Source organism: Rhizobium sp. AG855, from assembly GCF_003610655.1.
GTDB lineage: Bacteria > Pseudomonadota > Alphaproteobacteria > Rhizobiales > Rhizobiaceae > Allorhizobium > Allorhizobium wuzhouense.
Window position 1 is genome coordinate 69,809 of record NZ_RAQG01000006.1, and the last position, 24,872, is coordinate 94,680.

The 24,872-nt window shown below is 60.1% G+C and carries 19 protein-coding genes; 10 read left to right on the plus strand and 9 right to left on the minus strand.

Features of this window, described 5'->3' with window-relative positions; translation table 11 throughout:
• Positions 1-234 precede the first annotated feature (234 nt).
• The 4 genes from DFO46_RS21545 to DFO46_RS21560 all read right to left on the minus strand — a co-directional run bounded on the left by DFO46_RS21545 (position 235) and on the right by DFO46_RS21560 (position 4,417).
• Positions 235-966, minus strand: a complete 732-nt coding sequence (locus tag DFO46_RS21545; RefSeq protein WP_120279033.1) for an amino acid ABC transporter ATP-binding protein — start codon at positions 964-966, stop codon at positions 235-237.
• A gap of 43 nt (positions 967-1,009) precedes the next feature.
• Positions 1,010-2,110, minus strand: coding sequence for an amino acid ABC transporter permease (locus DFO46_RS21550; protein WP_110793743.1), 1,101 nt, complete (start codon positions 2,108-2,110; stop codon positions 1,010-1,012).
• Between the two features lie 2 nt (positions 2,111-2,112).
• Positions 2,113-3,309 (minus strand): ABC transporter permease subunit, encoded by a 1,197-nt coding sequence (locus DFO46_RS21555; protein WP_210210656.1) that lies wholly within the window; start codon positions 3,307-3,309, stop codon positions 2,113-2,115.
• A gap of 82 nt (positions 3,310-3,391) precedes the next feature.
• Positions 3,392-4,417: an amino acid ABC transporter substrate-binding protein gene (locus DFO46_RS21560; RefSeq protein WP_245409008.1), complete on the minus strand. Its 1,026-nt coding sequence runs from the start codon at positions 4,415-4,417 to the stop codon at positions 3,392-3,394.
• 111 nt (positions 4,418-4,528) lie between these two features.
• Here DFO46_RS21560 and metC point away from each other — a divergent pair, with 111 nt between their 5' ends.
• Entirely contained in the window at positions 4,529-5,749 is a 1,221-nt protein-coding gene (gene metC / locus DFO46_RS21565) for a cystathionine beta-lyase (RefSeq protein WP_245422685.1), read from the plus strand.
• A 154-nt stretch (positions 5,750-5,903) separates the two neighbouring features.
• The gene (locus tag DFO46_RS21570; protein WP_245422686.1) at positions 5,904-6,506 is read left to right on the plus strand and encodes a GntR family transcriptional regulator; all 603 of its coding nucleotides are present in this window, start codon (positions 5,904-5,906) and stop codon (positions 6,504-6,506) included.
• Between the two features lie 106 nt (positions 6,507-6,612).
• On the opposite strand, the gene DFO46_RS21575 is transcribed toward DFO46_RS21570, so the two are convergent.
• Genes DFO46_RS21575 through DFO46_RS21585 form a run of 3 tightly spaced genes read right to left on the minus strand, consistent with a single transcriptional unit; the run spans position 6,613 to position 9,952 of the window.
• Entirely contained in the window at positions 6,613-7,212 is a 600-nt protein-coding gene (locus DFO46_RS21575) for a glutathione S-transferase family protein (RefSeq protein WP_120279036.1), read from the minus strand.
• Entirely contained in the window at positions 7,209-8,570 is a 1,362-nt protein-coding gene (locus DFO46_RS21580; protein ID WP_120279037.1) for an MmgE/PrpD family protein, read from the minus strand. Before DFO46_RS21580 ends, DFO46_RS21575 begins: the two co-directional genes overlap by 4 nt.
• A 29-nt stretch (positions 8,571-8,599) precedes the next feature.
• The gene (locus tag DFO46_RS21585; RefSeq protein ID WP_120279038.1) at positions 8,600-9,952 is read right to left on the minus strand and encodes an MmgE/PrpD family protein; all 1,353 of its coding nucleotides are present in this window, start codon (positions 9,950-9,952) and stop codon (positions 8,600-8,602) included.
• Between the two features lie 36 nt (positions 9,953-9,988).
• Between DFO46_RS21585 and DFO46_RS21590 the strand changes: the two genes are divergently transcribed.
• Both DFO46_RS21590 and DFO46_RS21595 read left to right on the plus strand, forming a co-directional pair.
• Positions 9,989-11,506 carry an MmgE/PrpD family protein gene (locus DFO46_RS21590; protein WP_210210657.1) on the plus strand — a complete coding sequence of 506 codons (1,518 nt, stop codon included), beginning with the start codon at positions 9,989-9,991 and terminating at the stop codon, positions 11,504-11,506.
• A gap of 48 nt (positions 11,507-11,554) precedes the next feature.
• Positions 11,555-12,373: a GntR family transcriptional regulator gene (locus DFO46_RS21595; protein ID WP_210210658.1), complete on the plus strand. Its 819-nt coding sequence runs from the start codon at positions 11,555-11,557 to the stop codon at positions 12,371-12,373.
• 379 nt (positions 12,374-12,752) lie between these two features.
• Here the strand turns inward: DFO46_RS21595 and pcaD are convergent, their stop codons facing one another.
• Together pcaD and polA are read right to left on the minus strand one after the other, a co-directional pair.
• Entirely contained in the window at positions 12,753-13,511 is a 759-nt protein-coding gene (pcaD, locus tag DFO46_RS21600; protein WP_120279120.1) for a 3-oxoadipate enol-lactonase, read from the minus strand.
• A gap of 120 nt (positions 13,512-13,631) precedes the next feature.
• Positions 13,632-16,610, minus strand: a complete 2,979-nt coding sequence (polA, locus tag DFO46_RS21605) for a DNA polymerase I (protein WP_120279039.1) — start codon at positions 16,608-16,610, stop codon at positions 13,632-13,634.
• A gap of 450 nt (positions 16,611-17,060) precedes the next feature.
• On the opposite strand from polA, the gene DFO46_RS21610 reads away from it, so the two are divergent.
• The 6 genes from DFO46_RS21610 to DFO46_RS21635 all read left to right on the plus strand — a co-directional run bounded on the left by DFO46_RS21610 (position 17,061) and on the right by DFO46_RS21635 (position 24,871).
• Positions 17,061-17,492, plus strand: a complete 432-nt coding sequence (locus DFO46_RS21610) for a MarR family transcriptional regulator (protein WP_120279040.1) — start codon at positions 17,061-17,063, stop codon at positions 17,490-17,492.
• 121 nt (positions 17,493-17,613) lie between these two features.
• The gene (locus DFO46_RS21615; protein WP_120279041.1) at positions 17,614-19,002 is read left to right on the plus strand and encodes a dipeptidase; all 1,389 of its coding nucleotides are present in this window, start codon (positions 17,614-17,616) and stop codon (positions 19,000-19,002) included.
• A gap of 331 nt (positions 19,003-19,333) precedes the next feature.
• The gene (locus DFO46_RS21620; RefSeq protein WP_120279042.1) at positions 19,334-19,792 is read left to right on the plus strand and encodes a YbaK/EbsC family protein; all 459 of its coding nucleotides are present in this window, start codon (positions 19,334-19,336) and stop codon (positions 19,790-19,792) included.
• Between the two features lie 187 nt (positions 19,793-19,979).
• Positions 19,980-22,211 carry a transglycosylase domain-containing protein gene (locus DFO46_RS21625; RefSeq protein ID WP_120279043.1) on the plus strand — a complete coding sequence of 744 codons (2,232 nt, stop codon included), beginning with the start codon at positions 19,980-19,982 and terminating at the stop codon, positions 22,209-22,211.
• 288 nt (positions 22,212-22,499) lie between these two features.
• Positions 22,500-24,404 carry a molecular chaperone DnaK gene (dnaK, locus tag DFO46_RS21630; RefSeq protein WP_110793731.1) on the plus strand — a complete coding sequence of 635 codons (1,905 nt, stop codon included), beginning with the start codon at positions 22,500-22,502 and terminating at the stop codon, positions 24,402-24,404.
• The gene (locus DFO46_RS21635; RefSeq protein WP_120279044.1) at positions 24,404-24,871 is read left to right on the plus strand and encodes a hypothetical protein; all 468 of its coding nucleotides are present in this window, start codon (positions 24,404-24,406) and stop codon (positions 24,869-24,871) included. The genes dnaK and DFO46_RS21635 overlap by 1 nt, the downstream gene beginning before the upstream one ends.
• Position 24,872 lies beyond the last annotated feature (1 nt).

The window sequence follows — 24,872 nt, forward strand, 5'->3', positions numbered from 1 at the left end:
GAATGCGCGCCGACTTGAGATGTCCGCTTCTGTTCATTCAAAGACAGAAGCGGACGGACGGCTATACGGCTGCCTTCCCGACATTCGGTCGAACCAGCTTCTTGATCTGCCTGCTTGGATCCGAAGTTATGACGGGTCGTCGGTTCGGATCCCTTCAAGGCGGTCAATCGCGACAGGACCAGACGGGAAGCTCTCGACGAAATGCTCGTGAGAGCTTCCCTTTCCGCCAAGCGCTCAGTGCTTCAATATCTGATCCAGGAAGTTTCGCGTTCGCTCGTGCTTCGGATTGGCGAAGAATTCCTCCGGCCCGGCCCGCTCCACGATGTTACCGTCTGCCATCAGAAATATACTGTCGGCAACGGTGCGGGCAAAGCCCATTTCATGCGTGACGACGATCATCGTCATTCCGCTTTCAGCCAATTCGATCATGGTATCGAGCACTTCCTTGATCATCTCTGGATCAAGTGCCGAGGTTGGTTCGTCGAACAACATGATCTCCGGCTCCATGCACAGAGAGCGGGCGATCGCCACGCGTTGCTGCTGTCCGCCAGACAGTTGAAGCGGATACTTGTGCGCCTGCTCCGGAATACGAACCTTGCGGAGGAAATGCATGGCAAGTTCCTCAGCCTCCTTGCGCTTCATCTGCCGGACGAGCGTTGGGCCTATGGTCAGGTTTTCGAGCACGGTAAGGTGAGGGAAAAGGTTGAAGGACTGAAAGACCATGCCGAGATTGCTGCGAACCGCCGCGATGTTCTTGATGCTGTCGGTCAGTTCGATGCCCTTGACGAAGATCTGCCCTTTCTGGTGCTCTTCAAGGCGGTTGATGCAGCGGATCAGGGTCGATTTGCCAGACCCCGAAGGTCCGCACATCACGACGCGTTCACCTTTGCGAATTTCCAACGAAATGTCATTGAGCACCTTGAAGGTACCGTACCATTTGGACACGCCATTCATTTGAATGACCATGGGAGAAGAATCGTTAGCTGTCACGAGATGACCTTTCATGATCTCAGATGCGACCAACCGCAACCCAGCTCTCGACACGGCGCGCATAGCTGGAAAGCGCCAGGCCGAAGACGAGGTAGATGAGCGCGACGAAAAGATAGGCTTCGATGTAGAACTGCCGCCACAATGGGTCCTGCATCACTGCAGTTGTCGCCGTCAGGATATCGAACAGGCCGATGATGATGACGAAGGACGTATTCTTCATCGCCGCAATGACGTGGTTGGTCATGGCCGGCAAGCAGATCCGCAGGGCCTGTGGCAGGATAATGCGTCTGGTGGTTTGCCAATACGTCATGTTGAGCGACGCGGCGGCCTCGAACTGACCTCGCGGGATGGCCTGCAAACCACCGCGGATAACCTCCGCCTGATAGCACGCGAAGAACACCGCAATCGAGAGTGTGATGCGAAGGAGCTTGTTCACCTCCATGCCGGCGGGCAGGAAAAGCGGGAAGATGTTGACGGCGACGAAGAGGATGGTGATCAACGGCACTCCGCGCAGGCTCTCGATGAAGATGACCGACAGCCCCCTCGCAACCGGCAAGGGCGAACGTCGGCCCAGGGCGAGGACCACGGCGATCGGCATGCCGAACAGAACCGAGCCCGTGAAGAGGATGATGGTCAGCGGCAATCCGCCCCATTCGCTGGTCGGCACATAGGTCAAGCCCAGCACGCCGCCGAACATCAAAATCGTCATTGCAGCGATGGAAAGTGTCCAGAGCGGCAGCAAAATCCTGCGGCTCCAGCAAACCGGGCTCAGCGATGCGATGACGGTCGCCAGATAGATGACGATGACCAGCACAAGCCGCCAGTGTTGATCGTAGGGATACATGCCGAACAAGATCGGCCGATGTTTCTCGACGATCACCGCCCAGCAGGCGCCAGCCGCATCGCGGCAGACCTGCGGATCTGTTGTGAACCACACGGCATCGAGGATGGCCCAGTTCAACAGGAACCACGCAACGCGGACCGAGACGGCTGCCACAGCGAGGGTCAGCAAGGTCTGGCCAATGCTGCTGAAGAGATGACGCCGTGCCCACTGAACCGGACCGGACGCCGAGATCGGCGGCAGATCCGTCGATCGTTCAAGAATCTCCGTCTGAGCCATGTCTATCGCTCCTTGATCGCAACAAGACGATTGTAGAAATTCATCAGCAGGGACGTGCAGACGCTGATCGTCAGGTACACGATCATCATGATGGCGACCGCTTCGACTGCCTGACCTGTCTGGTTCATGACCGTATTGCCAATGTTGACCAGGTCCGGATATCCGACGACCACGGCGATGGAGCTGTTCTTGCTCAGGCTGACATACTGGCTCGTCAGCGGCGGCACGATGACGCGCAGCGCCTGCGGCATGACGATGTAGCGGGTGATGAACCAAGGCTTCAGACCAATTGTCTTGGCGGCCTCGATCTGCCCCCGTGGGGTCGCCTGGATACCGCTTCGGACGATTTCGGCGATAAAGCCGGACGCATAGATGGAAATCCCCATCAGCAGCGCCACGAATTCCGGCGACAACGTGGATCCACCCGAGAAGCTGAAGCCGGTGCGGGCGGGAACACTCATGTCAAGCGGCGCGCCTGAGGCGAGCCAGATCAGCAAAGGCAGTCCCAGAATGAGTGCCAGGGACACCCACAGGCTGTCGACATGTTTGCCGGTCTGTTCATTCCAGCGCCTGACGAGTCGCGCGGCGCCGATCGACAGGACCACGCCGGCGACAAGGCCGATGAGCATCCAGAAATGGGATGGATGGCCGAGAGGCATCGCAATGGTAAGGCCGCGATTGCTGAGGAAGCCAGCGCCCCACAATTCGAATGCGCCACGAGGTGCCGGTAGGTTGCGGATGACCACCGACCAGAAGATCACCTGGAGGATAACGGGAATATTGCGAACGATCTCCACGTAAAACCGGGCCAGCTTGCTGAGCAACCAGTTGTCCGAGGTGCGCGCGATGCCAACGGAGAAGCCGATCACCGTTGCCACCACGATCCCGACAGCACTCACTGCCAGCGTATTGAAGAGGCCGACCAGAAGAGCCCGGAAATAAGTATCGCGGGAGGAATAGTCGATCAGGGCTTCACCGATCTCGAACTGGGAAACCTCGGAAAGGAAGCGGAAACCTGTGGCGATGTTCTGGGCCCGCAGGTTCTCCGTGACGTTGGAATAGAGGTAATATCCCGCAAGGAGAACGAATATCGCCATGGCCACCTGATAGGCGATGGAGCGAAAGGCCGCACTGTATAGAATCCCGGAGATGCTGCTGCGCGGGAGAGACGACCCTGTGGGCGGATCTAAAGAGGACATTGTCTTTCCTTGAACATAGGGGAATGACGAGCCGTCATCCAAGGGAGCATGCTGCGCCGGCGATCGCGGCGCAGCATCACAATCAGTTCATCGGCTGGCCGTAGAGGATGCCGCCATCATTCCACAGGCGGTTCAGATCCCGGTCGAGTGCGATCGGCGTGTTCGGGCCAAAGTGCCGCTCATAGATTTCGGCATAGTTCCCGACCTGCTTGATGATGTTGTAGCTCCATTTCTGGTCAAGTCCCAGCTTGCTGCCATTGTCGCCGATCACCCCGAGAAGGGTCTGGATGTCAGGGTCATCCGACTTCAGCATCTCGTCGACATTGGCCTGAGAGACCTTCATCTCTTCGGCATTGAATGTTGCGAAGACCACCCATTTGACGATGTCATACCACTGGTCGTCGCCCTGACGGACTGCCATTGCCAGCGGCTCTTTCGAGTAGATGCCTTCCAGCAGGACGTGTTCGGCCGGATTTGGTGTATCAACCGCACGCACGCCCGGAAGCGCCGCCTTATCCTTCGTCAGGGCATCGCAGCGACCTGTGACATAGGCGTCGACGAGCTGCTTGTTATTCTCGATCACCACAGGCGTGTACTTGAGGCCGCGGGCAGCGAAGATCTGCGCGACGTTACGCTCGGTGGTGCTTCCCGGCGCCATGCAGATGACAGCGCCGTCAAGATCCTCGACCTTTTTGACGCCGGAGTCGGCCCGCACGAGAAAGCCCGTACCCGTATAGAAAATCGGCGGCGCAAAATTGAGGCCCAGCGCGGTATCGCGCGACAGGTTGGCGGTGACGTTTCTGGCGAGCACATCGACTTCGCCGGACTGGATCGCCGGGAAACGCTGCTGTGATGACAGGGGAACGTAACGGACCTTTTCCGCGTCGCCGAGGGCGGCGGCCGCAAGCGCCTTGCAGAAGTCGACTTCAAACCCCTCCCAGACACCCTTGCTATCTGGGGCGGCAAAACCATGGCGGGCAGGGTGCACACCGCAAAGGACAAGGCCGCGCTCCTTGACCTGCTTCAGTGTATCTCCATTGGCCGCCAATGCGGAAGAAACCGGCATTGCTGCCAGTGCGACGGTTGCGGCGAGTAGGCATGCTTTCAAAGTACGCATTGGATCCCCTTCGTTGAGTACCTGGCATTTGCAGCGGGCCTTTTCCTCTTGGCCGCCGCTTAGGTTGACGCCTGAGCAACATTTGTATACAAATGTTCTTCGTTGGATGCAACAAACAATTTCAAGCGTCACTCAGTCGATCGAGAGCAAACCAGCATGCAAAAAAAACATGGCCAGGAAACGATAATTGCGCATTGTGGACGCAACCCTGAACAACACTATGGTGCTGTAAACACACCGATATATCGCGCATCGACTATCCTCTTCCCAACGCTTGGCCAACTGGACGCGAAGGATGGAGCCAAACTGCGATATGGCCGCAGAGGCACGCCGACCACGCATTCGCTGGAGGATGCGATTTGCGCTCTGGAGGAGGCGGATGCCGCCCTGATCGCCCCGTCGGGTGTGATGGCGCTCTCCGTTGTCTTGATGTCCTTTGCGGATCAGGGCGCCCATTTTCTGGTCAGCGACAACAGCTACGGCCCGACGCGGAAATTTTGCAGCCAGCTGCTGAGCCGCTTCGGTGTCGAGACCACCTATTATGATCCGTCGATCGGCGCCGGCATCGAGGAGCTGATCCGCCCTGAGACCCGTCTCATCTGGATGGAATCGCCTGGCTCTCAGACCTTCGAGGTTCAGGACGTTCTCGCAATCACGGCGATCGCCCGTAAAAAGGGCGTTGTGACAGCCATCGATAACACCTGGTCAGGCGGCTATTTCTGCAAGCCGATCCTTCAGGGCGTCGACATCTCCTTGCAGGCGGGCACCAAGTACATCTCAGGCCACAGTGACATCATGCTTGGCACCATTGCTTGCACGGCATCGGTCTATGAGCGGCTGCGTGAGACCTATCTTCGCTTCGGCGTATGTGTCAGCCCTGACGATGCATTCCTCGCCATGCGTGGAATTCGCACCCTGGGCGTTCGTATGCGTCAGCACGAAACCAATGCGCTCGCTGTTGCAGACTGGCTGGCGTCCAGGGATGAGGTGATCCGGATCATGCATCCGGGCCGAGCAAGCGACCCATACCACGATGTCTGGAAACGTCATTTCACCGGCTCTTCCGGTCTCTTTGGCTTCGTTATCCGCGAGACTGATCGCACCGCGCTCGCACGTATGTTCGACGGCTTCACGCTCTTCGGCATGGGGTCGAGCTGGGGTGGATTTGAAAGCCTGATGGTTCCGAGCAATCCTTCCGTGTATCGTACCGCCACTCAGTGGTCACCGGGCGGGCAAACGATCCGCATCCACGTCGGCCTTGAGGACCCGGCTGATCTCATTGACGAGATCGAAGCCGGCTTCGCCCGGTTGAAGAGCGCGTAACGTCTTCAGTCAACCGGGATGGCTGCAAGAAAATTCTATGCATACAATTACGCAGCATTTAGATCATCGCTCTTGAAGACTGAGTGATGCTATCGAGAAATTGGGTGCAGGAATGGATCTGCGAATAGATGGCGAGCCGGAGAAGAGCTCACCATTGGAACTTCTGCTCAACGCGATTGAGCAGGGGGACCTGCCTCCCGGCACACGCCTGAGGGAAACGGATCTGGCATCACAGCTGGGGATTAGCCGAACCCCGGTGAGAGAGGCCCTGCATCGTCTGCACGCCATGGGCCTTGCCGAACATGGCGTGCAGCGCGGCCTTGTCGTGGCTCAAATCTCTTATGATCAGACGCGCCAGCTCTTTGCCGTGCGCGAAGGTCTTGAGGGAATGGCAACGCGACTGGCAGCACAGCATGCGTCACCATATGAAATCGACGTCATGAAGCAGATGGTCAAGAACGACCGGGGCGTGACCGATCCCGCGAAATTGAGTGAGACAAACAAGCAGCTGCATCGCTACATCGCCAATGCGTCGCACAATCAATACATGATCGACGCCCTGAACAACCTTCGTATCCACTTGAGCCTGCTCCCGGCGTCCACCTACACTTTGCCTGAACGCGTCGCGAGCGCCCAGGAGGAGCATGAGGAAATCGTGGCCGCCATCGCCGCCGGCGACGGTGATGCGGCGGAAGCGGCCGCGCGCCGGCATATCGCAAACGGCTACCGCATCCGGTTGAAATTTACCAAATTCTAGCCCGCAGATATTGCCTGCGGCCATCACGGGCAGATGCGGCAGGTACCGTAAGTGAGCCAGCGTTCTGCTGGACTGTCCACTCCGGCACATCTGCCGCCATCTGTGATCAGCTCAAAGACTGGGCAATGCGGCTGACGAATGCCGGGCGCTCGAGAAGGCGATGGTGGTAGGCCGCAATGTTCTTGAGTTCCGGCTTTTCGAGCGATAGCAACGTCCAACGATGAATATTGGCGCCAGCGGCAATGTCTGCGATCGAGAATTGATTTCCGGCGATGTACCTGCTGCCTTCCAAATGCGTGTCCAGGAGTTGAAAAGCAGCGAAGACGGGGGCGGTGGCAAATTCTTCGCCGGCCTTCAGGGCTTTGCGAAGACGTCCGAGCGGCGGCGTCAGCGTCGTCGCGCTCCAATCCATCCACATGTCGATCGCGGCCCGTCCCGCTGCGTCCTCCGGCCACAGCGAAACCGCCTTGTGCCGGCTAGCGATGTAGCGAAGGATAGCATTGCTTTCCCAGACGACCACATCACCGTCCACGACCGTCGGCACCTTGCCGTTGGGGTTCATGGCGAGATACGCGGGCTGGTCGTTTCCACCGAACTTTCCGCCGCAGTCGATGCGTTCATATGTCTGACCGATTTCGTCGAGCAGCCAATAGACCTTGGCCGAATTCGAAGAATCCGAACGTCCATAGATTTTCAGCATGTTCATACCCTTTTCTCGTTTGCGATAGCCCGGATGATGGGGAGCCAATTGGGCGCCTCCTGCACGGCGAGGATGTCGGAGAGCAGCGACCGTGCTTCCGCCTCACCCAGATGGCCGCGCGTACAATCCAGGAACTTGCGCTCCAATTCGCCGCTGGCGTGAAGGTCGAAGGAATTGCGCCCGAGTTCTGTCGTCGCGCTATCTTCGAGGACCGTTCCATCCTTCATGACGACCCGAACGCGTCCCAGATACTCGTTCTTCTCCTGATGGGAGTGGGCGACCACGCGCGGCAGAAGAGCTTTGACATCAGGCGTCATAAAGCGCGCATCATCGAAATCGCCGAGGCTGATCATGCCGTCGAGAAGTGCTTTCGCGGTGAGAAACTGAACGCTGAACTTCGCCTCCAGCCCCGTGGCTGGCATCGACCGGTTGGTGTGCGCCAGGCGCCGCTCGTGCGTCCAGATCTCGATTGTCTCGATGGCGTCGCCGACGTCTCGACCCCAGGCCTTGCGGATCGAAAGGGCGGCGTCGATTGCAGAATGGGCGCTGCCGCAACACGGATGCTGCTTGACCGCGATACCGGGATCGAGGATTTCGAACCGGTCCCAGCCCTCAAGCGCTCTCTCGGGATCGAAGGTGCCGGCTCCGTTGAAGACCTCGAAGAACCCGTAGGTATGCTCGAACGCAGCAACATTCGATGTCATCCCGTGTGCCACCGTTTTTGCGGCAAGTAGACCGTTGAATGCGGCCTGCCCCACATGCAACGGCTTGACCGGGCTACCGAAATTGGACTTGATCCCGCTCGCCATTGAGACGGCAACCGCCAAAGTGCTGGCCAACTGGTCGTCATCAAAGCCCAGCAGACGGGCCGAAGCCGTTGCCGCGCCGAAGACGCCGAGCGTCGCGGTCGGATGCCAACCCTTGTCGTAATGATGCGGCATCACGGCGCGGGCCAGATGCATTTCCACCTCGACCCCGGCCAGATAGGCTTCCAGCACCGCCCCACCACTGGCTTCTCGTTCCTCGGCCAACGCCAGCAGCGCCGCGACGACGGGCGTCGACGGATGGCCGGACATGACGACGCTGCAGTCATCGAAGTCGAGCGCGTGTGCAGCGGTCCCATTGAGCAGCGCAGCATGAAGCGCGGAATAACGTCCTTTGCGACCGATCCGACTGGCCGCTCCATGATTGCCTGCGGCACCGAGTGCTGACGCCAGACCATCGAGATAAGGCGCAGACGAGCCGGCAAGAGCAACGCCGAGCGTGTCCGCAATGGCGAAAGTGGCGGCTCGCACGGCTTCCACCGGCGCGGTGGCCAGTCTGATGGCATTGGCGCGTTTGGCCAGTTCCTGGGCAAAGGTCATGGTAGGGGTCTCCTCGCGGGTGGCAGCCATCACTTCAGCGTCCCGGCATTGATTTCGGCGGTCAGATCTCGCATCGACGGGAGGGTATCGAGTGCCATGAGCATCTCGAAAACGGTCTGGGCGCTCTGCCGCGTCACCGCACGATCGGCGCAGTCCAGGAACTTGGCCGCCAGCATCGTCTCCGGCATGGGCACTTCGGGCCCTCGGCCAAGGGGAGCCGCAACGAAATTGGTGAGGGTCGATCCGTCTTTGAGTGTGACTGTGACCTCCGCGCCGTAGTCATGGGAGAGGTCTTCCAGAGGTTTCATCTGGATCAGATTCATGATGCGGACGACATCGGGATCGTGAAGCGCTTCATCCTCGAAATGATCGAGCGTCACAGCCCCATTCACCAGGGCCCGCGAGACGGCATAGGAAAGCGAAAACTTGGCATTGAGCGCGCTGGTCGCCGGGTTGAGAACATGGGGTAGCATGCGACGCGGATGCATGCGCACCATCACGGATTCGACATCTGCCGGCTTGATCGCCGCTTGCAGGGCAATGGCAGCGTCGATTGCCCCGTGAACACTGTAGACGCAGGGGTATTTCTTGATCGAGATTCCCGGCTCCAGCAAATCGAGAGGGCGCGCCCATCCGTCAAGCATCTTGTCTACGTTGTAATTCCCCGCACCGTTGAAGACCTCAAGGAAGCCCTGCTTGCCTTCCAGCGCCGTTGGCGAGGCCTCAAAACCCTCTTGCGCTAGGAGGGCCGCAAACAGCCCGTTGCGCGCGGCCAATCCGGCATGCATGGGCTTTACCGGGGTGCCGAAATTCGCCTTGACCCCGCACGCCAGGGAGGCACCGATGCAAAGGGCATCCGCCATCTGCTTCTCCGACAGACGCATGAGGCGAGCCGCTGCGGCAATCGCCCCGAAAATTCCCAGTGTCGCGGTCGGATGCCAGCCCTTTTCGTAGTGGTAGAAGTTGAGACCACGGGCCATGCGCGTCGCGGTTTCCACACCCACAATATAGGCGTCGACGAAATCCCGGCCGGTGGAACCGAGCTCTTCGGCCAATGCCAGAAGGCCCGGGACGATGATCACGGTCGGATGTCCGGAGAGCGATTTGCTGGTGTCGTCATAATCCAGGGCGTGCCCAGAGGTGCCGTTGACGAAGGCGGCCTCGAGTTTTCCAAGTCGCATTTTCCGCCCCAGCACGAGGCAGTTCCCAGGAGGGAAGGCCCCCGCCTCGATCGCCATGGTGGTCGTATCCGTATTCGCTCCCAGAAGTGCGCAACCGACCATGTCGGCCATCGCCTGCTTGGCCCACTTGATGGCCTCCGGGTCGAATCTCTCAAAATCGAGTGCGCCGGCGCGCGTGGCGAGTTCCAGGGCGAGTGACATGCTTCATGCTCCGGCTATCGAGGCGGAAATCAGGCAATGGCGATCTGGATCGCTTCGGACTTTCGACGTTCATCGATCGCCAATGCCGCGAGGATTGACATAGTGTATACCGATGCATACATATGTTTTGATTTGAGTGCAATGCGTGTTTCGATAGCGCCGGAGCGAAAAGTTATGAACGAGATGACCATCCAAAAAGACCGGTCGGCTACGCTGGCGCGCTTCGTCGCCGGTGCCGGCGATGCAAGCTTGCCGGCCAACGTCAAGGAGGCGGGGCGTCAAGCCCTGGCAGACTACATCGGCGTTTCCATTGCCGGGCACGAAGATCCGGCCGTTCAATCGCTGAGGCGCCTGGCTGCGAGCTGGAATGCTCCTGGCAAAGCGCGCATTTTCTTGGGTGGGCAAACCCAGCCGGCGATGGCAGCCCTGCTCAATGGCACCATGACCCATGCCATGGATCTGGACGATGTCCATTACGCCGGTGGCGGACACCCAAGCGGTCCGTGTTGGTCGGCAGCGCTGTCTCTGGCGGAACATCTCGGTTCATCCGACGAGACGGCGCTGAAGGCGTTCGTCACCGGTTACGAGGTGATGGCACGGCTCGGCGGCGGTGGGCAAAGCGGTGTCGGGCGGACCCTTCAGCGACACGGCTTTCACCCGACATCCATCTTCGGCCGAGCCGGCGCTGCGGCATCAGCGTCGGTCGTTCTCGGTCTCGATACTGAAGGGGCCGCGAACGCCCTGGGTGTGGCAGCGACCACCGCTGGCGGCCTGGTCGGTTCCTTCGGAACGCACTCAAAGCCGTTTCATGCGGGAAAAGCCGCCATGGACGGCGTCCTCGCTGCCGAAATGGCCAAGGCTGGCTTCATTGCTGCAGCAGACCTCTACGAAGCGGACAAGGGGATTCTTCCGTCCTTTTTGAAGGATGCGGATTTTGTCATCCCCGAACTTGATTTCGAGAAGCAATGGTACCTTCTGCAAAACGGCTACAAGCTGTTTGCGAGCTGCAGGGCCACGCATGCGGCCGCCGAGGCTGCACGGGGCGTCAAAGATCAGCTGGGCAACCGGACGATCACCAAGATCACCGCATATGTGAACCCGATTGCCTTGATCGCGGCTGGAAACCCGGCACCGAAGACCGGTCTTGAAGGCCGGTTCAGCACCTATTTCTGCATCGCAATGGGGATCGCCGGCTACCGTCTGAGCGCCTTTGATTTCAACGAGACGACGCTCAACGACCCCTTCATCGCCGACCTGCTGCCGAAGATCGAATGCATTCCGGTGAAGGGCCAGTCGGAAGTGGCAGCAAGGCTCGAAATCAGCCTTTCCGATGGGCAGCAGCTGCTAACCTCCGTCGATGTGGTTCTCGGCCACCCCGACAAACCCCTGAGCTGGACCGATATCCATGAAAAGTTCAAGGGGCTCGTCGAACCGGTGCTCGGCTCCTCCGCGTGTGAGGAACTTTTTGAGCTGATCACGAAGTTTGACACCGGCGGGGAATCCATTCCGGCCATGTCCCGCCTTCTTGCTGCAAAGACAGATCGGAAGGCCTGAATTCAATCTTCGCCGACCTGTCGGCGAAGATTGATATCGCTCGTGCTTATGTCTGGCGCCATGCAGATGTATTCGGTTGTACCTGGCGGTCCTTGCCACATTTGGCATTTTCCCCTAAGAAACCGGTCCGGCATTGAGCAGATGAGTGGGGCACAAATGGCGGCGCGGCCGAAGCTGAAAAGTGACAAAAAGGAGCCCGCTGCAGAGACCAAGCCGGGAGAGTATCCGCTTGGATCTGGAGACCTGACCTCTGAAGTCTATCACAAGGTGCGCGATGCGATCCGGAAGGGCACGCTCTCGATTGGCGAGCGCGTGACCGAGGCGGATCTGGCGACCCGCTTCGGCGTGTCGAGAACTCCGGTTCGAGATGCAATCGTGAGGCTGGAGGCGGACGGCCTCCTGACGAACGAACCCAGGCGCGGCCTGATCATTACCGACCTCAGTCATCAGCAGATCGTCGAACTTTATTTTATGCGGGAAGTGCTGGAGGGCGCGGCGGCGCGCCAGGCTGCCCAGAGCGCAAGCGATATCGAGCTTCGCACCATCGCCGAAATTGCCGAATCGGAATCGGATCATCTCGGAGACTTTGATGAGCTCGGGGAGATCAACGTCAAGTTCCACCGGATGACCATGCTGGCCGCGCACAACCGCTATCTTCTGCGCAGCCTGAGCCAATTGTCTGTAACGATGTCCCTCCTGCCAAGCCTGCTGTCGCGCGGAACGCGGGCCGCTGACGCCTGCAAGGAACACCAGGAGATCGTCACCGCGCTCCTGGCCCGCAACAGCGAGGCAGCCGAAGACGCAGCGCGCCGGCACGTGAGATCATCGCTGCAGCACCGCATGCTGCTCTCCATCCGGAACACCTGACACGCCTGGAAAATCTGTCGGGAGGTATTGAGGCGCAAAAGTTCTGCCTAATTCTTAGTCATCCAGCATTGCGCTTTCCGCATAGCTGCAGTGCAGCATTAAGTCTTGGAAACGGCAGAACTCGGCGTATGATCACAGTCATCGAAGCAATGCACCTCCTCCCGCAGAGCTTCGACGCAGAGCGGCCACTCCTCCTCCCAAGGCCGTTCTATTGAACACTGGCACTCCTCCTCCCAGTCGGTGTTCAAACTTTTCGGAAAGCCTGCCGCACCTCCTCCCGCGGCAGGCTTTTTCGTTTTGGAGTATCTTTCCAGATCGGACGTCCTTCCACGCCACCGGGCATAAGCCCGATGGCTGGTTGTCAACCTTGCGCGGCCATTCAGTTCTGCCGCATGAAGCCCTGGATCAGTTCGGCCAGCGCCTCCGGCTGCTCGATGCACGGAAGGTGGGCGCAATCCTCGATGATCTCGAACCGGGCACCGGGAATGAGCTCCGCTCCCTTCTTCACCGTCTCCGGCGGCGTCGAGCCATCCTGATCGCCGACGATTGCCAGCGTTGGCACGGTGATTGTTGGCAGGATTTCAGAGAAATCGGTGTCGCGAAGCGCTGCACAGGTCGAGAGATAGCCGGCCACAGACTGCCGTGTCATCATCAGCCGATAGCCTGCAAGCTCGTCAGCGCGATCTTCATGGAAGCCGGGTGTGAACCAGCGCGCCATTGCGTTGTCCGCAGCGCTCTCCAGTCCGCCCTTTTCGATGCCGGCAATGCGCTCGCCCCAGATCGCCGGGCTGCCGATCTGGGGGGCTGTGTCGCACAGCACCAGCTTGCGGAACAGATCCGGCCGTGCCTTCCAGAGACCCTGGCAGACAAGACCACCGACGGAAAGCCCGCAGAAGGTCGCCTTGCGGATCCCAAGCTCGTCGCAAAGGGCGGCAAGATCCGTCACCAGCTCGTCCATGCCGAAGGCTGCATCCGCTCCGCCGGAAAGCCCGTGCCCACGGCTGTCATAGAGCAGGACCGAAACATCCTCACCGAGCTCGTCGAACAGCGGCAGCCAGATCCGGAAATCCGTGCCAAGCCCATTGGAAAACACGATCAGGTTCTTAGACTTGGCCTCCCCGATCAGTTCGTAGTGCATGACATGGCCGTTGATGGTCTTGAACGCCAAAGCGTATCCTCCGTTGAGAGGGCGTTGGAAGTATGATCGGTGACGCCCTGTTTGTATGTGCCGGCGCGCCCAAAACGGCGTGCCTGAAATTCAGTGGGCTTCGTCCCAGTTATGGGCAGCGCGGGCGTCGACCTTCAGCGGCACCCGCATGGAGACAGCCGGCATGGCCGCATTCTCCATGACATCGACGATCACGGGCATTGCGGCATCGACGGCATCGTCTTCCACCTCGAAGATCAGTTCGTCATGCACCTGCAGCAGCATGCGGCACCGTTCGGATAGGCCGGCGGCGTTGAGCGCCGGCTCGATCTGGATCATTGCACGGCGGATGATGTCGGCCGCCGAACCCTGGATCGGCGCGTTGATCGCGGCCCGCTCGTTGAAGGCGCGCATGGAGGGATTGGACGACTTGATCTCGGGATAATGCGCTCGTCTGCCGAAGATGGTTTCGACATAACCATGCTCGCGGGCAAAGGTCTTGGTGGATTCCATGTAGTCCTTGATGCCCGGGAAGCGTTCGAAATACCTCTTGATGTAGTCGCCCGCTTCAGAGCGCTCGATGCTCAGCTGGTTGGCGAGGCCGAAGGCGGAAATGCCGTAGATGATGCCGAAATTGATCGCCTTGGCCCGGCGACGAACCTCGGACGGCATGCCCTCGACCGGTACCCCGAACATTTCCGACGCCGTCATCGCATGAATGTCGATGCCGTCGGCAAAGGCCTGGCGGAGCTGCGGGATATCGGCGACATGGGCAAGGACGCGCAGTTCGATCTGGCTGTAATCGGCCGACAGAAGCTTGTGCCCCGGCGTCGAGATGAAGGCGGTACGAATCTTGCGCCCTTCGGCTGTCCGGACCGGAATATTCTGCAGGTTCGGTTCGGACGAGGAGAGCCGCCCGGTGGTGGTCGAGGCGAGCGAATAGCCGGTATGGACCCGCTTGGTCTGGGGATGCACATAGCCGGGCAGGGCGTCGGTATAGGTAGACTTGAGTTTGGTCAGCTGCCGCCAGTCGACGATCTTGCGCGGCAGCGGAGCACCTTCCGCTGCAAGATCCTCGAGCACCTGAGCCGACGTCGACCATTGTCCGGTCTTCGTCTTGGAGCCGCCGGGCAGTCCCATCCGACCGAACAGGATGTCGCCGAGCTGTTTTGGCGAGCCGATGTTGAAGCGTTCGCCGGCCAGTTCATAGACTTCGTCCTCGGCCGCCGCCGCCTTCTGGGCAAGCTCGCCGGAAAGGCGCGACAGGATCTGCCGGTCTACGGTAATGCCGCGCTCTTCCATATGGGCAAGCACAGGCACCAAAGGCCGCTCGAGCCGTTCGTAGATACGGGTCAGCCCTTCGGCGGCGAGGCGCGGTTTCAGCACCAGCCAGAGGCGCAGTGTCACATCCGCATCCTCGGCGGCATAGGCCGTGGCGCGATCGATATCGACGAGATCGAAGGTAACGGAGGATTTGCCGGAACCGGCAACATCCTTGTAGGCGATTGGCGTATGGCCCAGCCATTTTTCCGACAGCCCGTCCATGCCGTGATTGCCCTTGCCGGCATCCAGCACATAGGACATCAGCATGGTGTCGTCGAAAGCCTGTAGCGTGATGCCGTGGCGCTTCATCACGAGGTAGTCGTATTTCAGGTTCTGCGCGACCTTCAGCACCGAAGGGTCTTCGAGGAGCCCCCTCAATGCATCGAGCGCTTCGCCCATCGGGATCTGGCCCTCTGCATGACCACCGCCCAGGAGATCGCCGATCCCGGTCTTGTGGGCGAGGGGGACATAGGCGGCGCGGATAGTGGTCGAGCCCGGTGACAGCACGTTGTCCTGGATCGCGAGCGATACACCGACCAGCTCCGCCTGCATCGGATCGAGCGACGTCGTTTCTGTATCGAAGGCGACAAGGCCGGTTTCCCGCGCGGCCGCAACCCAGAGCTCAAGGGTCGGCAGGTCACGAATGGTGACATAGGTCGATCGATCGATCGGATTGGCGGCAAATCCATCCGCGCGGCTGCGCGCCAGATCTGCTGGCGTCTTGCCACTGGCGGCGCCAGCGCCAGATGCCGGCGCCGCATTGCTCGTGGTGGGATTGGCGTCCACCGCTGCGGTGGAACTCGCATCGAGATCAGGTCCACGCGCGGCGTCGCCCCATTCAACTGGCACCACTGCAGCCTCAATCGTGCCTGCGTCGCAATTGCAGGTTTCGGCCACGCGCCGCGTCAATGTGGTAAACTCCATGGCCTTCAGGAAGCCGATGAGCTTCGGCCCGTCCTGCGGTTCCAGCACCAGGGCATCGAGGTCCATGTCCAGGGGCACGTCGGTACGCAGTTCGACCAGCTGTCGTGACACACGTGCAAGCTCGGCATTGGCAAGGATGTTCTCGCGACGTTTGACCTGCTTGATCTCGCCGGCGCGGGCCAGCAGCGTTTCCAGGTCTCCGAATTCTTCAAGAAGCTGAGCCGCTGTCTTCGGGCCGATGCCGGGAATGCCGGGCACGTTGTCGGTCGAATCTCCCGTCATCGCCTGGAGATCGATCATTTTCTCCGGCGGAACGCCCCACTTCTCGACAACGTCTGGAATGCCGATCTGCTTGTCCTTCATCGCGTCGTACATGTGCACGTTCGCCGTGACGAGTTGCATCAGGTCCTTGTCGGATGAGACGACCGTGACGTCGGCACCAGCCGCTTCGGCCTGCCGCGCATAAGTCGCGATGATGTCATCGGCTTCAAAACCTTCGGTCTCGATGCAGGGCAGGTTGAAGGCCCGCGTCGCATGACGGATCAGACCGAATTGCGGAATGAGGTCTTCCGGTGGTGCCGAGCGGTTTGCCTTGTAGAGCGGGTAGATTTCCTTACGGAAGGTCGTGGATGAATAGTCGAAGATGACAGCGAGATGTGTTGGTGTGACCCCGACATCCGTGTTGCGCGCGTCGCGCAAGAGCTTCCACAGCATGTTGCAGAAGCCTGAAACCGCGTTGACAGGCAACCCGTCCGACTTGCGGTTCAGGGCCGGAATGGCGTGGAAAGCGCGGAAGATGAAACCCGAGCCGTCGACGAGAAAGAGATGATCGCCTTTTTTCATGTCGGCATGGATAGCGCGGGGCAGGCGAAACGTCCATGACGGTTTGGCTCCGGCAGCGGAAAAACCCGGACGCACCGGGCGCTTCGACCTCTCTCCCGCAAATTGCGCTGCTCACAAAAAGCTTACCGATTTGTAATGCCCGTTTCCCTTGAAAAACCACATTTGGAACCACAAATCCCAGTCATCGGCGTCTGATCACGCCGTAGTCTGAATGAGGCTCGTCCCCCGCCGCGTCAGACTCGGGCAAAGGCCTTATCCCCCTCTCCGGGCCTTTGTCCCCATATTCCGGAGCCGTCGTGGCAGTCCCCCCGCCCAAAGCCACGGCGGCCTCCGAAATCCCTCACGCATCTGCTGAATGGTAAGCCATAGGAATGCATCGCCTGCGATGTTTTTCCGCGCTACAGTCACCGACACATATTCCGAATCTCTCTCTTGCGACATTGTCGAGCCATGGCCAATGACCGCCCGGAATCTGCCACGCAACTGGCGATGCAGTTCGCCCGCAGTGTGACCCGCGCTCTGCAGAGCCGGGCCGTACGTCTCGGTTTCTCTCCGGGCCAATTCCCCGTTCTCCTGGAGCTTTGGGAGGAGGAGGGCTTGACCCAGCGCCAATTGCTCGATCGGGTTGATGTGGAGCAGGCGACGATTGCCAACACGCTGGCCCGCATGGAACGCGACGGTTTGATCGAGCGGCGGGTCCATCCCCGCGACAAACGCGCCCAGCAGATCTTCCTGACCGAGAAGGCCCGCGCCATGCGCGAAGAGGCCCTTGCACTGGCGTGCGAGGCCGAAGATGCGGTCTTTTCCGGCTTCCGGCGTTTCGAAAAGGAATTGCTGAAGGAGTATATCCGCTGGGCGATCGCCAATGCACGAAAGCTCTGAGCAGCCGACTCTCGGTGACCTGTAAATTGCCGCACCCCTATTTTCGCAGAGGTTGTGCCTCGAAACATCAGATCCTTTGCTCTATGGTCCGCCGCGATTTCAATTCTGCAGGACATTCCCCATGACCGATCTCTCTCCCATTCTTGCCAAGGCGGATGAAACCCTCCCCAAGAGCCTCGATCGGCTTTTTGATCTCGTCCGGATCCCCTCCATCTCGACGGATCCCGCCTACAAGGCCGAATGCCGCAAGGCCGGCGAATGGCTGGTGAAGGAACTGACCGAACTCGGCTTCGACACCTCGTTGCGGGACACGCCCGGCCATCCCATGGTCGTCGCCCATCACGCCGCGGATCGCGCCGACGCGCCGCATGTCCTCTTCTACGGCCACTACGATGTTCAGCCGGTCGATCCCCTGGACCTCTGGGAAGACGATCCCTTCGCCCCTGCGATCAAGGAGAAGGATGGCCGCAAGATCATCACCGGCCGTGGCACCTCGGACGACAAGGGCCAGTTGCTGACCTTCGTTGAAGCCTGCCGCGCCTACAAGGCGGTCAAGGGCTCCCTGCCGGTACGCATCACCATTCTCTTCGAGGGCGAAGAAGAATCCGGCTCGCCGTCGCTGAAGCCCTTCCTCGAAGCCAATGCCGCAGAGCTGAAGGCCGATTTTGCCCTGGTCTGCGACACCAGCATGTGGGATCGCGAGACGCCGGCAATCGCCGCAGCGCTTCGTGGCCTGGTTGGCGAAGAGGTGACGATAACAGCCGCCGACCGCGATCTGCATTCCGGCCTCTTTGGCGGTGCTGCCGCCAATCCCGTACATATCCTGACGAAAATCCTCGCCGACCTGCATGACGAAACCGGCAAGGTTACCCTGCCAGGCTTCTACGATGGCGTTGAAGAAACGCCTTCCAACATCAAGGCATCCTGGGACAGCCTCGGCCGCACCGCCGAAAGCTTCCTCGGCGAAGTCGGTCTGTCGATCCCGTCAGGCGAAAAGGGCCGCTCGGTTCTGGAACTGACCTGGGCCCGCCCGACGGCGGAAGTGAACGGTATCATCGGTGGTTATACCGGCGAGGGTTTCAAGACGGTGATCGCCGCCAAGGCTTCCGCCAAGATCTCTTTCCGCCTTGTTGGCACCCAGGATCCTGCCAAGATCCGCGAAAGCTTCCGCGCCTTTGTTCAGGCTCGCATCCCGGGCGATTGCTCGGTCGATTTCCATGAACATGGCGGTTCGCCCGCAATTCAGCTGTCTTATGATTCGCCGGAACTCACCAAGGCGAAGAACGCTCTGTCGGATGAGTGGCCGAAGCCGGCCGTCATCATCGGCATGGGCGGCTCGATCCCGATCGTCGGCGATTTCCAGAAGATGCTCGGCATGGATTCGCTCCTGGTCGGTTTCGGTTTGACCGATGACCGCATCCATTCGCCCAATGAAAAATATGATCTCAACTCGTTCCACAAGGGTATCCGCTCGTGGATTCGCATCCTGGATGCGCTTGCCAGCAAGTGAAAACCTGAGCCAGAAAAGCAAAAAGGCCGGTGAAAACCGGCCTTTCCTTTACGTTTCAACACTGTCCTGCCAGTACATCCGTGGTCAGGGGTGGAAACGTGCCATGCGATGCTTCGGATGTCTGCTCGCCGTGGCGAACTCATCCCAGATCCACAGGATCGCGCGGGATGATGAACAATTCCTTAATGCGCCTCGTATTTCATGCCGTCCTGGCACCAAATCGGCGCGTCCATCGCTTGGTGACCTGTAGATGGTGGAGGCGGCCGCCCGTTTCAAGACCCGCAAGCATGCGCAGTTGAAGAATCGAGCCGATCCCGACTAAGATGCTGGCATGAGCCTTGAATCCGTCCGACAGTTTCTCCGCGACCATGCCCCTGATCTCTCCGTGATCGTCACTGAGGCGAGTTCCGCCACGGTGGCGCTCGCCGCCGAAGCCCATGGCGTCGAGCAGGACCAGATCGCCAAGACGATCTGCCTCAGGATCGGCGAGGACGTGGTACTCGTCGTTGCCGCCGGCACGAAGCGCCTTGATAACAGAAAGTTCAAAGATCGGTTCGGGGTCAAGCCGCGCATGCTGGATGCAGAGGCTGTGGTCGAAGCGACGAGCCATCCGGTCGGCGGCGTCTGTCCTTTCGGCCTTCCAGCGCCGCTGAAGATCTATTGCGACATCTCGCTGAAAACTTGGCCCGAAGTTGTCCCCGCTGCTGGTGCGACCAATGCTGCGGTGCGGATCGCGCCTGACCGCATGGCAGCGCTGGTCGACGCGGAATGGGCCGATCTCTGCCAGTAAAGCGGGTTTGATTTCGGCTGTTTACCGCGTCTTAACCACCCCTTAAATCGCCGCAATTACTGTGCAATCGGATGAATGTCCGCACCGGCTCAAAGGGCGGTTTTCACACCAATTGACCCGGCATTAGGCGAGCGTCAGACCTTGTCGCCCGGCCGGCCACACGAGCATCTGGAGCAAGACCACCGGAATGGTGAGCCGAGGCAACTCCCGCGACCGTATTGAGCCGAGCTTCGACGAGGAGAGCGAGGACGAGGATCTGCGGCTGGATGCAGACGATCGCATTGCGGGAGGCCGAAAGGCGCGCTCTTCAGGCAAGCGTTCGGCCCCTGCTGCTCGACCCAACAAGGGTAAGAAATCGCAGCCCCGCAAGCGAGAAACCTCGGGCGGCTTCGGTCTTGGACGCCTGATCTACTGGTGTTTTGTCCTGTCGATCTGGGGCGCCATCGGTCTCGGAGCTCTCATCGCCTATTACGGCTCACAGATGCCGAGCGCCAGCAGTTGGTCCATCCCCGAGCGCCCGCCGAACATGAAGATCGTTTCTGTCGAGGGCACAGTGATTGCCAATCGCGGCGCGACCGGCGGCGAGGCGCTTCCGTTGGAAGAAATGTCGCCTTTCATTCCCCAGGCGGTGATGGCGATCGAAGACCGACGCTTCTATTCGCATTTCGGCATCGATCCCTTGGGTCTCGCCCGCGCCATCGTAACCAATGTGGTGAGTGGCCGCGCCGTGCAGGGCGGATCGACGCTGACGCAGCAGCTGGCCAAGAACCTCTTCCTCTCGCCGGAACGCACGGTCGAGCGCAAGGTTCAGGAAGTCCTGCTCGCCTTCTGGCTGGAGCAGAAATACACCAAGGATCAGATCCTTGCGATGTATCTGAACCGCGTCTATTTCGGGTCCAATGCCTATGGCGTGGAAGCCGCCGCCCGGCGTTATTTCAACAAGTCTGCCCGCGACGTGAACCTCGGCGAGGCTGCCCTGCTGGCAGGTCTTCTGAAGGCCCCCTCCAGGTTGTCCCCCGCCCGTGACCCGGAGGCGGCGGAAGCCCGCGCCCAGGTCGTGCTCCAGGCCATGCTGGAAGAGGGCTACATCACCGACGACGAGATCAAGACGGCGATGTCGCAATCGCCCACCAAGGCAAAACGCTATTGGAGCGGGGCTGGTCAGTATGTCGCCGACATGGTGCGCGACGACGTAACCGCACTGATCGGCAAGGTCACTGAAGACATCGTCGTCGAAACCACAATCGACATGACGCTCGAAAAGAAGGCTGAAGCGGCACTGACCGAATCACTGGCCGCCGAAGGCGCCAAGGTGAATGCGTCCCAGGCAGCGCTCGTCTCGATCGACGGCACCGGCGCCATCCGGGCCCTTGTCGGCGGGCGCGATTATGCGGAAAGCCAGTTCAACCGCGCGGTCAAGGCCAAGCGCCAGCCGGGCTCAGCGTTCAAGCCCTTCGTCTATGCCGCCGCCATGGAAATCGGCCTGCGACCCGGCTCCACACGCAACGATGCGCCGATCCGCATCGGATCGTGGACGCCGCAGAACTACGATGAAAAGTATCGTGGCCCCGTGACCCTTGCCCATGCGCTCGCCGAATCGCTCAACACGATCGCGGCCCAACTGGTGATGGAAGTCGGTCCCGATCAGGTGATCAAGCTCGCGCATCGCATGGGCATTGATTCGGACCTGCAGAACAATGCCTCGATTGCGCTTGGCACATCCGAAGTCTCGCTGCTGGAACTGACTGCTGCCTACGCCCCCTTCATGAACGGCGGCTACAAGGCGACCCCGCATATCGTCCAGCGTATCCTCAAGGCGGACGGCACGGTGCTCTACGAGAACAACTATATCGAGCCGCCCCGTGTCATCAGTGACCAGGTCGTTGCCGAGATGAACCAGATGATGATGGGCGTGATCAATCAGGGCACCGGCAAGAAGGCGCAGTTGAAGGGCTGGGAAGCCGCCGGCAAGACCGGCACCACCCAGTCTTTCCGCGATGCGCTCTTCGTCGGCTACACCAGCAATCTCACCACCGGTGTCTGGTTCGGCAATGACAATGGTGATTCGATGAAGAAGGTCACCGGCGGCGGTCTGCCCGCGCGCGCCTGGCACGACTTCATGGCGGCAGCCCATCAGGGACTGGCGCCGGCACCCCTGCCGGGCGGTGATTATCAGGAACCTGCACCTGTCGATCAGGATCCGACCATCGGCGCGATCATTTCGGACGTTTTGAGCGGTGGAGGCGAAGAGCGCTACCCGGCCCAGCCGCAGGCCAATGGCGAGTCGCCTGCCGAGCAGGATCAGCAGGGCAACTGGCCTGTACTGGAAGGCCCTGTACCGCCGGGCGATGTGGGCCAGGCGCCGCAGGAAGGTGCCCGCAGGCGCACCACGCTGCTCGATCTTATCCTCGGGCAATAAGGATTTTGACGTTGGCAGGCATTGCGCCTGCCAGAGGCAAGCCCGACATGGTATGGGGCATGCCGAACACGGCTTGAGGTGGTGTGGAAATCGGCCTGAAGATTGCCGCCCAATCTCTTCTTTTTACTGATTTTCAGCGGAATTCCAGCCTTGCAGTCGGAAAAACCGCTTCTTATATACGCGTCATAGCCACAGCACCGCTGTAGCAAATCCCAGACCATCCACGTCGAGGGGCTGTCAGGAATGCCTGATTGGGGTTCCGACGGCCTGCTTCAAGGAGAGAATGACATGGCAAAAGTAATCGGTATCGACCTTGGAACGACCAATTCCTGCGTCGCCGTCATGGACGGCAAGGATGCGAAGGTCATTGAGAATTCCGAAGGCGCACGCACCACGCCTTCCATGGTGGCTTTTTCGGACGATGGCGAACGCCTCGTCGGACAGCCGGCCAAGCGCCAGGCTGTCACCAACCCGACCAACACGCTCTTCGCCGTCAAGCGCCTGATCGGCCGCCGCCACGAAGATCCGACCGTTGAAAAGGACAAGGGCCTCGTTCCCTTCCCGATCATCAAGGGCGACAACGGCGATGCCTGGGTCGAAGCCCAGGGCAAGGGTTATTCGCCTTCGCAGATCTCGGCCATGATCCTCCAGAAGATGAAGGAAACGGCAGAAGCCTATCTCGGCGAAAAGGTTGAAAAGGCCGTCATCACCGTTCCCGCCTACTTCAACGACGCGCAGCGCCAGGCAACCAAGGATGCCGGCCGCATCGCGGGTCTTGAAGTGCTCCGCATCATCAACGAGCCGACGGCTGCCGCTCTCGCTTACGGCCTCGACAAGAAGGACGGCAAGACCATCGCCGTTTACGACTTGGGTGGTGGTACCTTCGATATCTCGGTTCTGGAAATCGGCGACGGCGTCTTCGAAGTGAAGTCGACCAACGGCGACACCTTCCTCGGCGGTGAAGACTTCGACATGCGTCTCGTCGAATATCTCGCAGCCGAATTCAAGAAGGACCAGGGCATCGACCTGAAGGGCGACAAGCTTGCCCTGCAGCGGCTGAAGGAAGCCGCTGAAAAGGCCAAGATCGAGCTGTCGTCCTCGCAGCAGACCGAAATCAACCTGCCCTTCATCACGGCTGACGCGTCCGGTCCGAAGCACCTGACGATGAAGCTGACCCGTGCAAAGTTCGAAAGCCTGGTCGACGATCTCGTCCAGCGCACGATCGCACCGTGCAAGGCAGCCCTCAAGGATGCCGGCGTCACCGCTGCCGATATCGACGAAGTCGTTCTCGTCGGCGGCATGAGCCGCATGCCGAAGGTCCAGGAAGTGGTGAAGCAGTTGTTCGGCAAGGAGCCGCACAAGGGCGTCAACCCTGATGAAGTCGTTGCACTCGGCGCCGCCATCCAGGCCGGTGTTCTGCAGGGCGACGTCAAGGACGTTCTCCTCCTCGACGTGACCCCGCTGTCGCTCGGCATCGAAACGCTCGGTGGCGTCTTCACCCGTCTGATCGACCGCAACACGACGATCCCGACGAAGAAGAGCCAGACCTTCTCGACCGCGGAAGACAACCAGCAGGCCGTCACCATCCGCGTCTCGCAGGGCGAGCGCGAAATGGCACAGGACAACAAGCTGCTTGGCCAGTTCGACCTCGTCGGCCTGCCGCCGTCGCCGCGTGGCGTTCCGCAGATCGAAGTCACCTTCGACATCGATGCCAACGGCATTGTCCAGGTTTCGGCCAAGGACAAGGGCACCGGCAAGGAACAGCAGATCCGCATCCAGGCGTCGGGTGGTCTGTCTGACGCCGACATCGAAAAGATGGTGAAGGACGCCGAGGCCAATGCCGAAGCCGACAAGAAGCGTCGTGCGGTGGTTGAAGCCAAGAACAGCGCGGAAAGCCTCGTCCACTCGACTGAAAAGTCGCTGAAGGACTACGGCGACAAGGTCTCCGAAACCGACCGCAAGGCGATCGAAGATGCGATCGCCGCTTTGAAGGGCGCGCTCGAAGCCTCCGATCCCTCGCCGGAAGACATCGGCACCAAGACCCAGGCCCTCATGGAAGTCTCCATGAAGCTCGGTCAGGCCATCTACGAGGCCCAGCAGGCCGAGGGTGGCAATGCCGAAGCCGGCGACGATAATGTCGTCGACGCCGACTATGAAGAAGTGAAGGACGAAGACGCGAAGAAGTCGGCCTGATGCCGGCTCGCTTCACGCGCATCGTATCGAGCGGGCTGGCCTTCGGGCCAGCCTGTATCGCATTGATGATGGCAACGTCAGTTGTTGCGCAGGACGCGCAGATTGGCGCAGTCTATCGGCAGCTAAGCAGTGCCGAGGCCAAGGTTGCCAAGGCCCTGTCTGCGAAGGACTCGCGTTCTCTTTCCCGGATCGGCAGCGAACTCGGGAAGATCATTGAGGCGGCCCTGCAGCGGCGCGAGAATGGCGGTTCGGTATCGGCTTGCGATATGGCCGCCCATTCGCTGGCTTTCGTTGCCGTATCAGCAGCCGATGGCGTGATCAGCAAGGGCGATGCGCGCAAGCTCCTGATGGACGATGCGATGGCAGCGGCTTCCGACTTTCAAAAAGACATGCAGGCCTGTGACAAGCTCGCCGGCAAGCCGGCGTCCGGTCACACGAGCGTTGGGAAAGCTTTGAGGGCTTTGTAAG

Coding starts and splice junctions, on each gene's coding strand:
- DFO46_RS21625 (WP_120279043.1), top strand. CDS start 19,980: ATGGTGAGCCGAGGCAACTCCCGCGACCGTATTGAGCCGAGCTTCGAC.
- DFO46_RS21550 (WP_110793743.1), bottom strand. CDS start 2,110: ATGGCTCAGACGGAGATTCTTGAACGATCGACGGATCTGCCGCCGATC.
- dnaK (WP_110793731.1), top strand. CDS start 22,500: ATGGCAAAAGTAATCGGTATCGACCTTGGAACGACCAATTCCTGCGTC.
- DFO46_RS21580 (WP_120279037.1), bottom strand. CDS start 8,570: ATGACCTTTGCCCAGGAACTGGCCAAACGCGCCAATGCCATCAGACTG.
- DFO46_RS21615 (WP_120279041.1), top strand. CDS start 17,614: ATGACCGATCTCTCTCCCATTCTTGCCAAGGCGGATGAAACCCTCCCC.
- DFO46_RS21635 (WP_120279044.1), top strand. CDS start 24,404: ATGCCGGCTCGCTTCACGCGCATCGTATCGAGCGGGCTGGCCTTCGGG.
- DFO46_RS21575 (WP_120279036.1), bottom strand. CDS start 7,212: ATGAACATGCTGAAAATCTATGGACGTTCGGATTCTTCGAATTCGGCC.
- DFO46_RS21585 (WP_120279038.1), bottom strand. CDS start 9,952: ATGTCACTCGCCCTGGAACTCGCCACGCGCGCCGGCGCACTCGATTTT.
- polA (WP_120279039.1), bottom strand. CDS start 16,610: ATGAAAAAAGGCGATCATCTCTTTCTCGTCGACGGCTCGGGTTTCATC.
- DFO46_RS21610 (WP_120279040.1), top strand. CDS start 17,061: ATGGCCAATGACCGCCCGGAATCTGCCACGCAACTGGCGATGCAGTTC.
- pcaD (WP_120279120.1), bottom strand. CDS start 13,511: ATGCACTACGAACTGATCGGGGAGGCCAAGTCTAAGAACCTGATCGTG.
- DFO46_RS21620 (WP_120279042.1), top strand. CDS start 19,334: ATGAGCCTTGAATCCGTCCGACAGTTTCTCCGCGACCATGCCCCTGAT.
- DFO46_RS21555 (WP_210210656.1), bottom strand. CDS start 3,309: ATGTCCTCTTTAGATCCGCCCACAGGGTCGTCTCTCCCGCGCAGCAGC.
- DFO46_RS21590 (WP_210210657.1), top strand. CDS start 9,989: ATGGCGATCTGGATCGCTTCGGACTTTCGACGTTCATCGATCGCCAAT.
- DFO46_RS21545 (WP_120279033.1), bottom strand. CDS start 966: ATGGTCATTCAAATGAATGGCGTGTCCAAATGGTACGGTACCTTCAAG.
- DFO46_RS21595 (WP_210210658.1), top strand. CDS start 11,555: ATGTCTGGCGCCATGCAGATGTATTCGGTTGTACCTGGCGGTCCTTGC.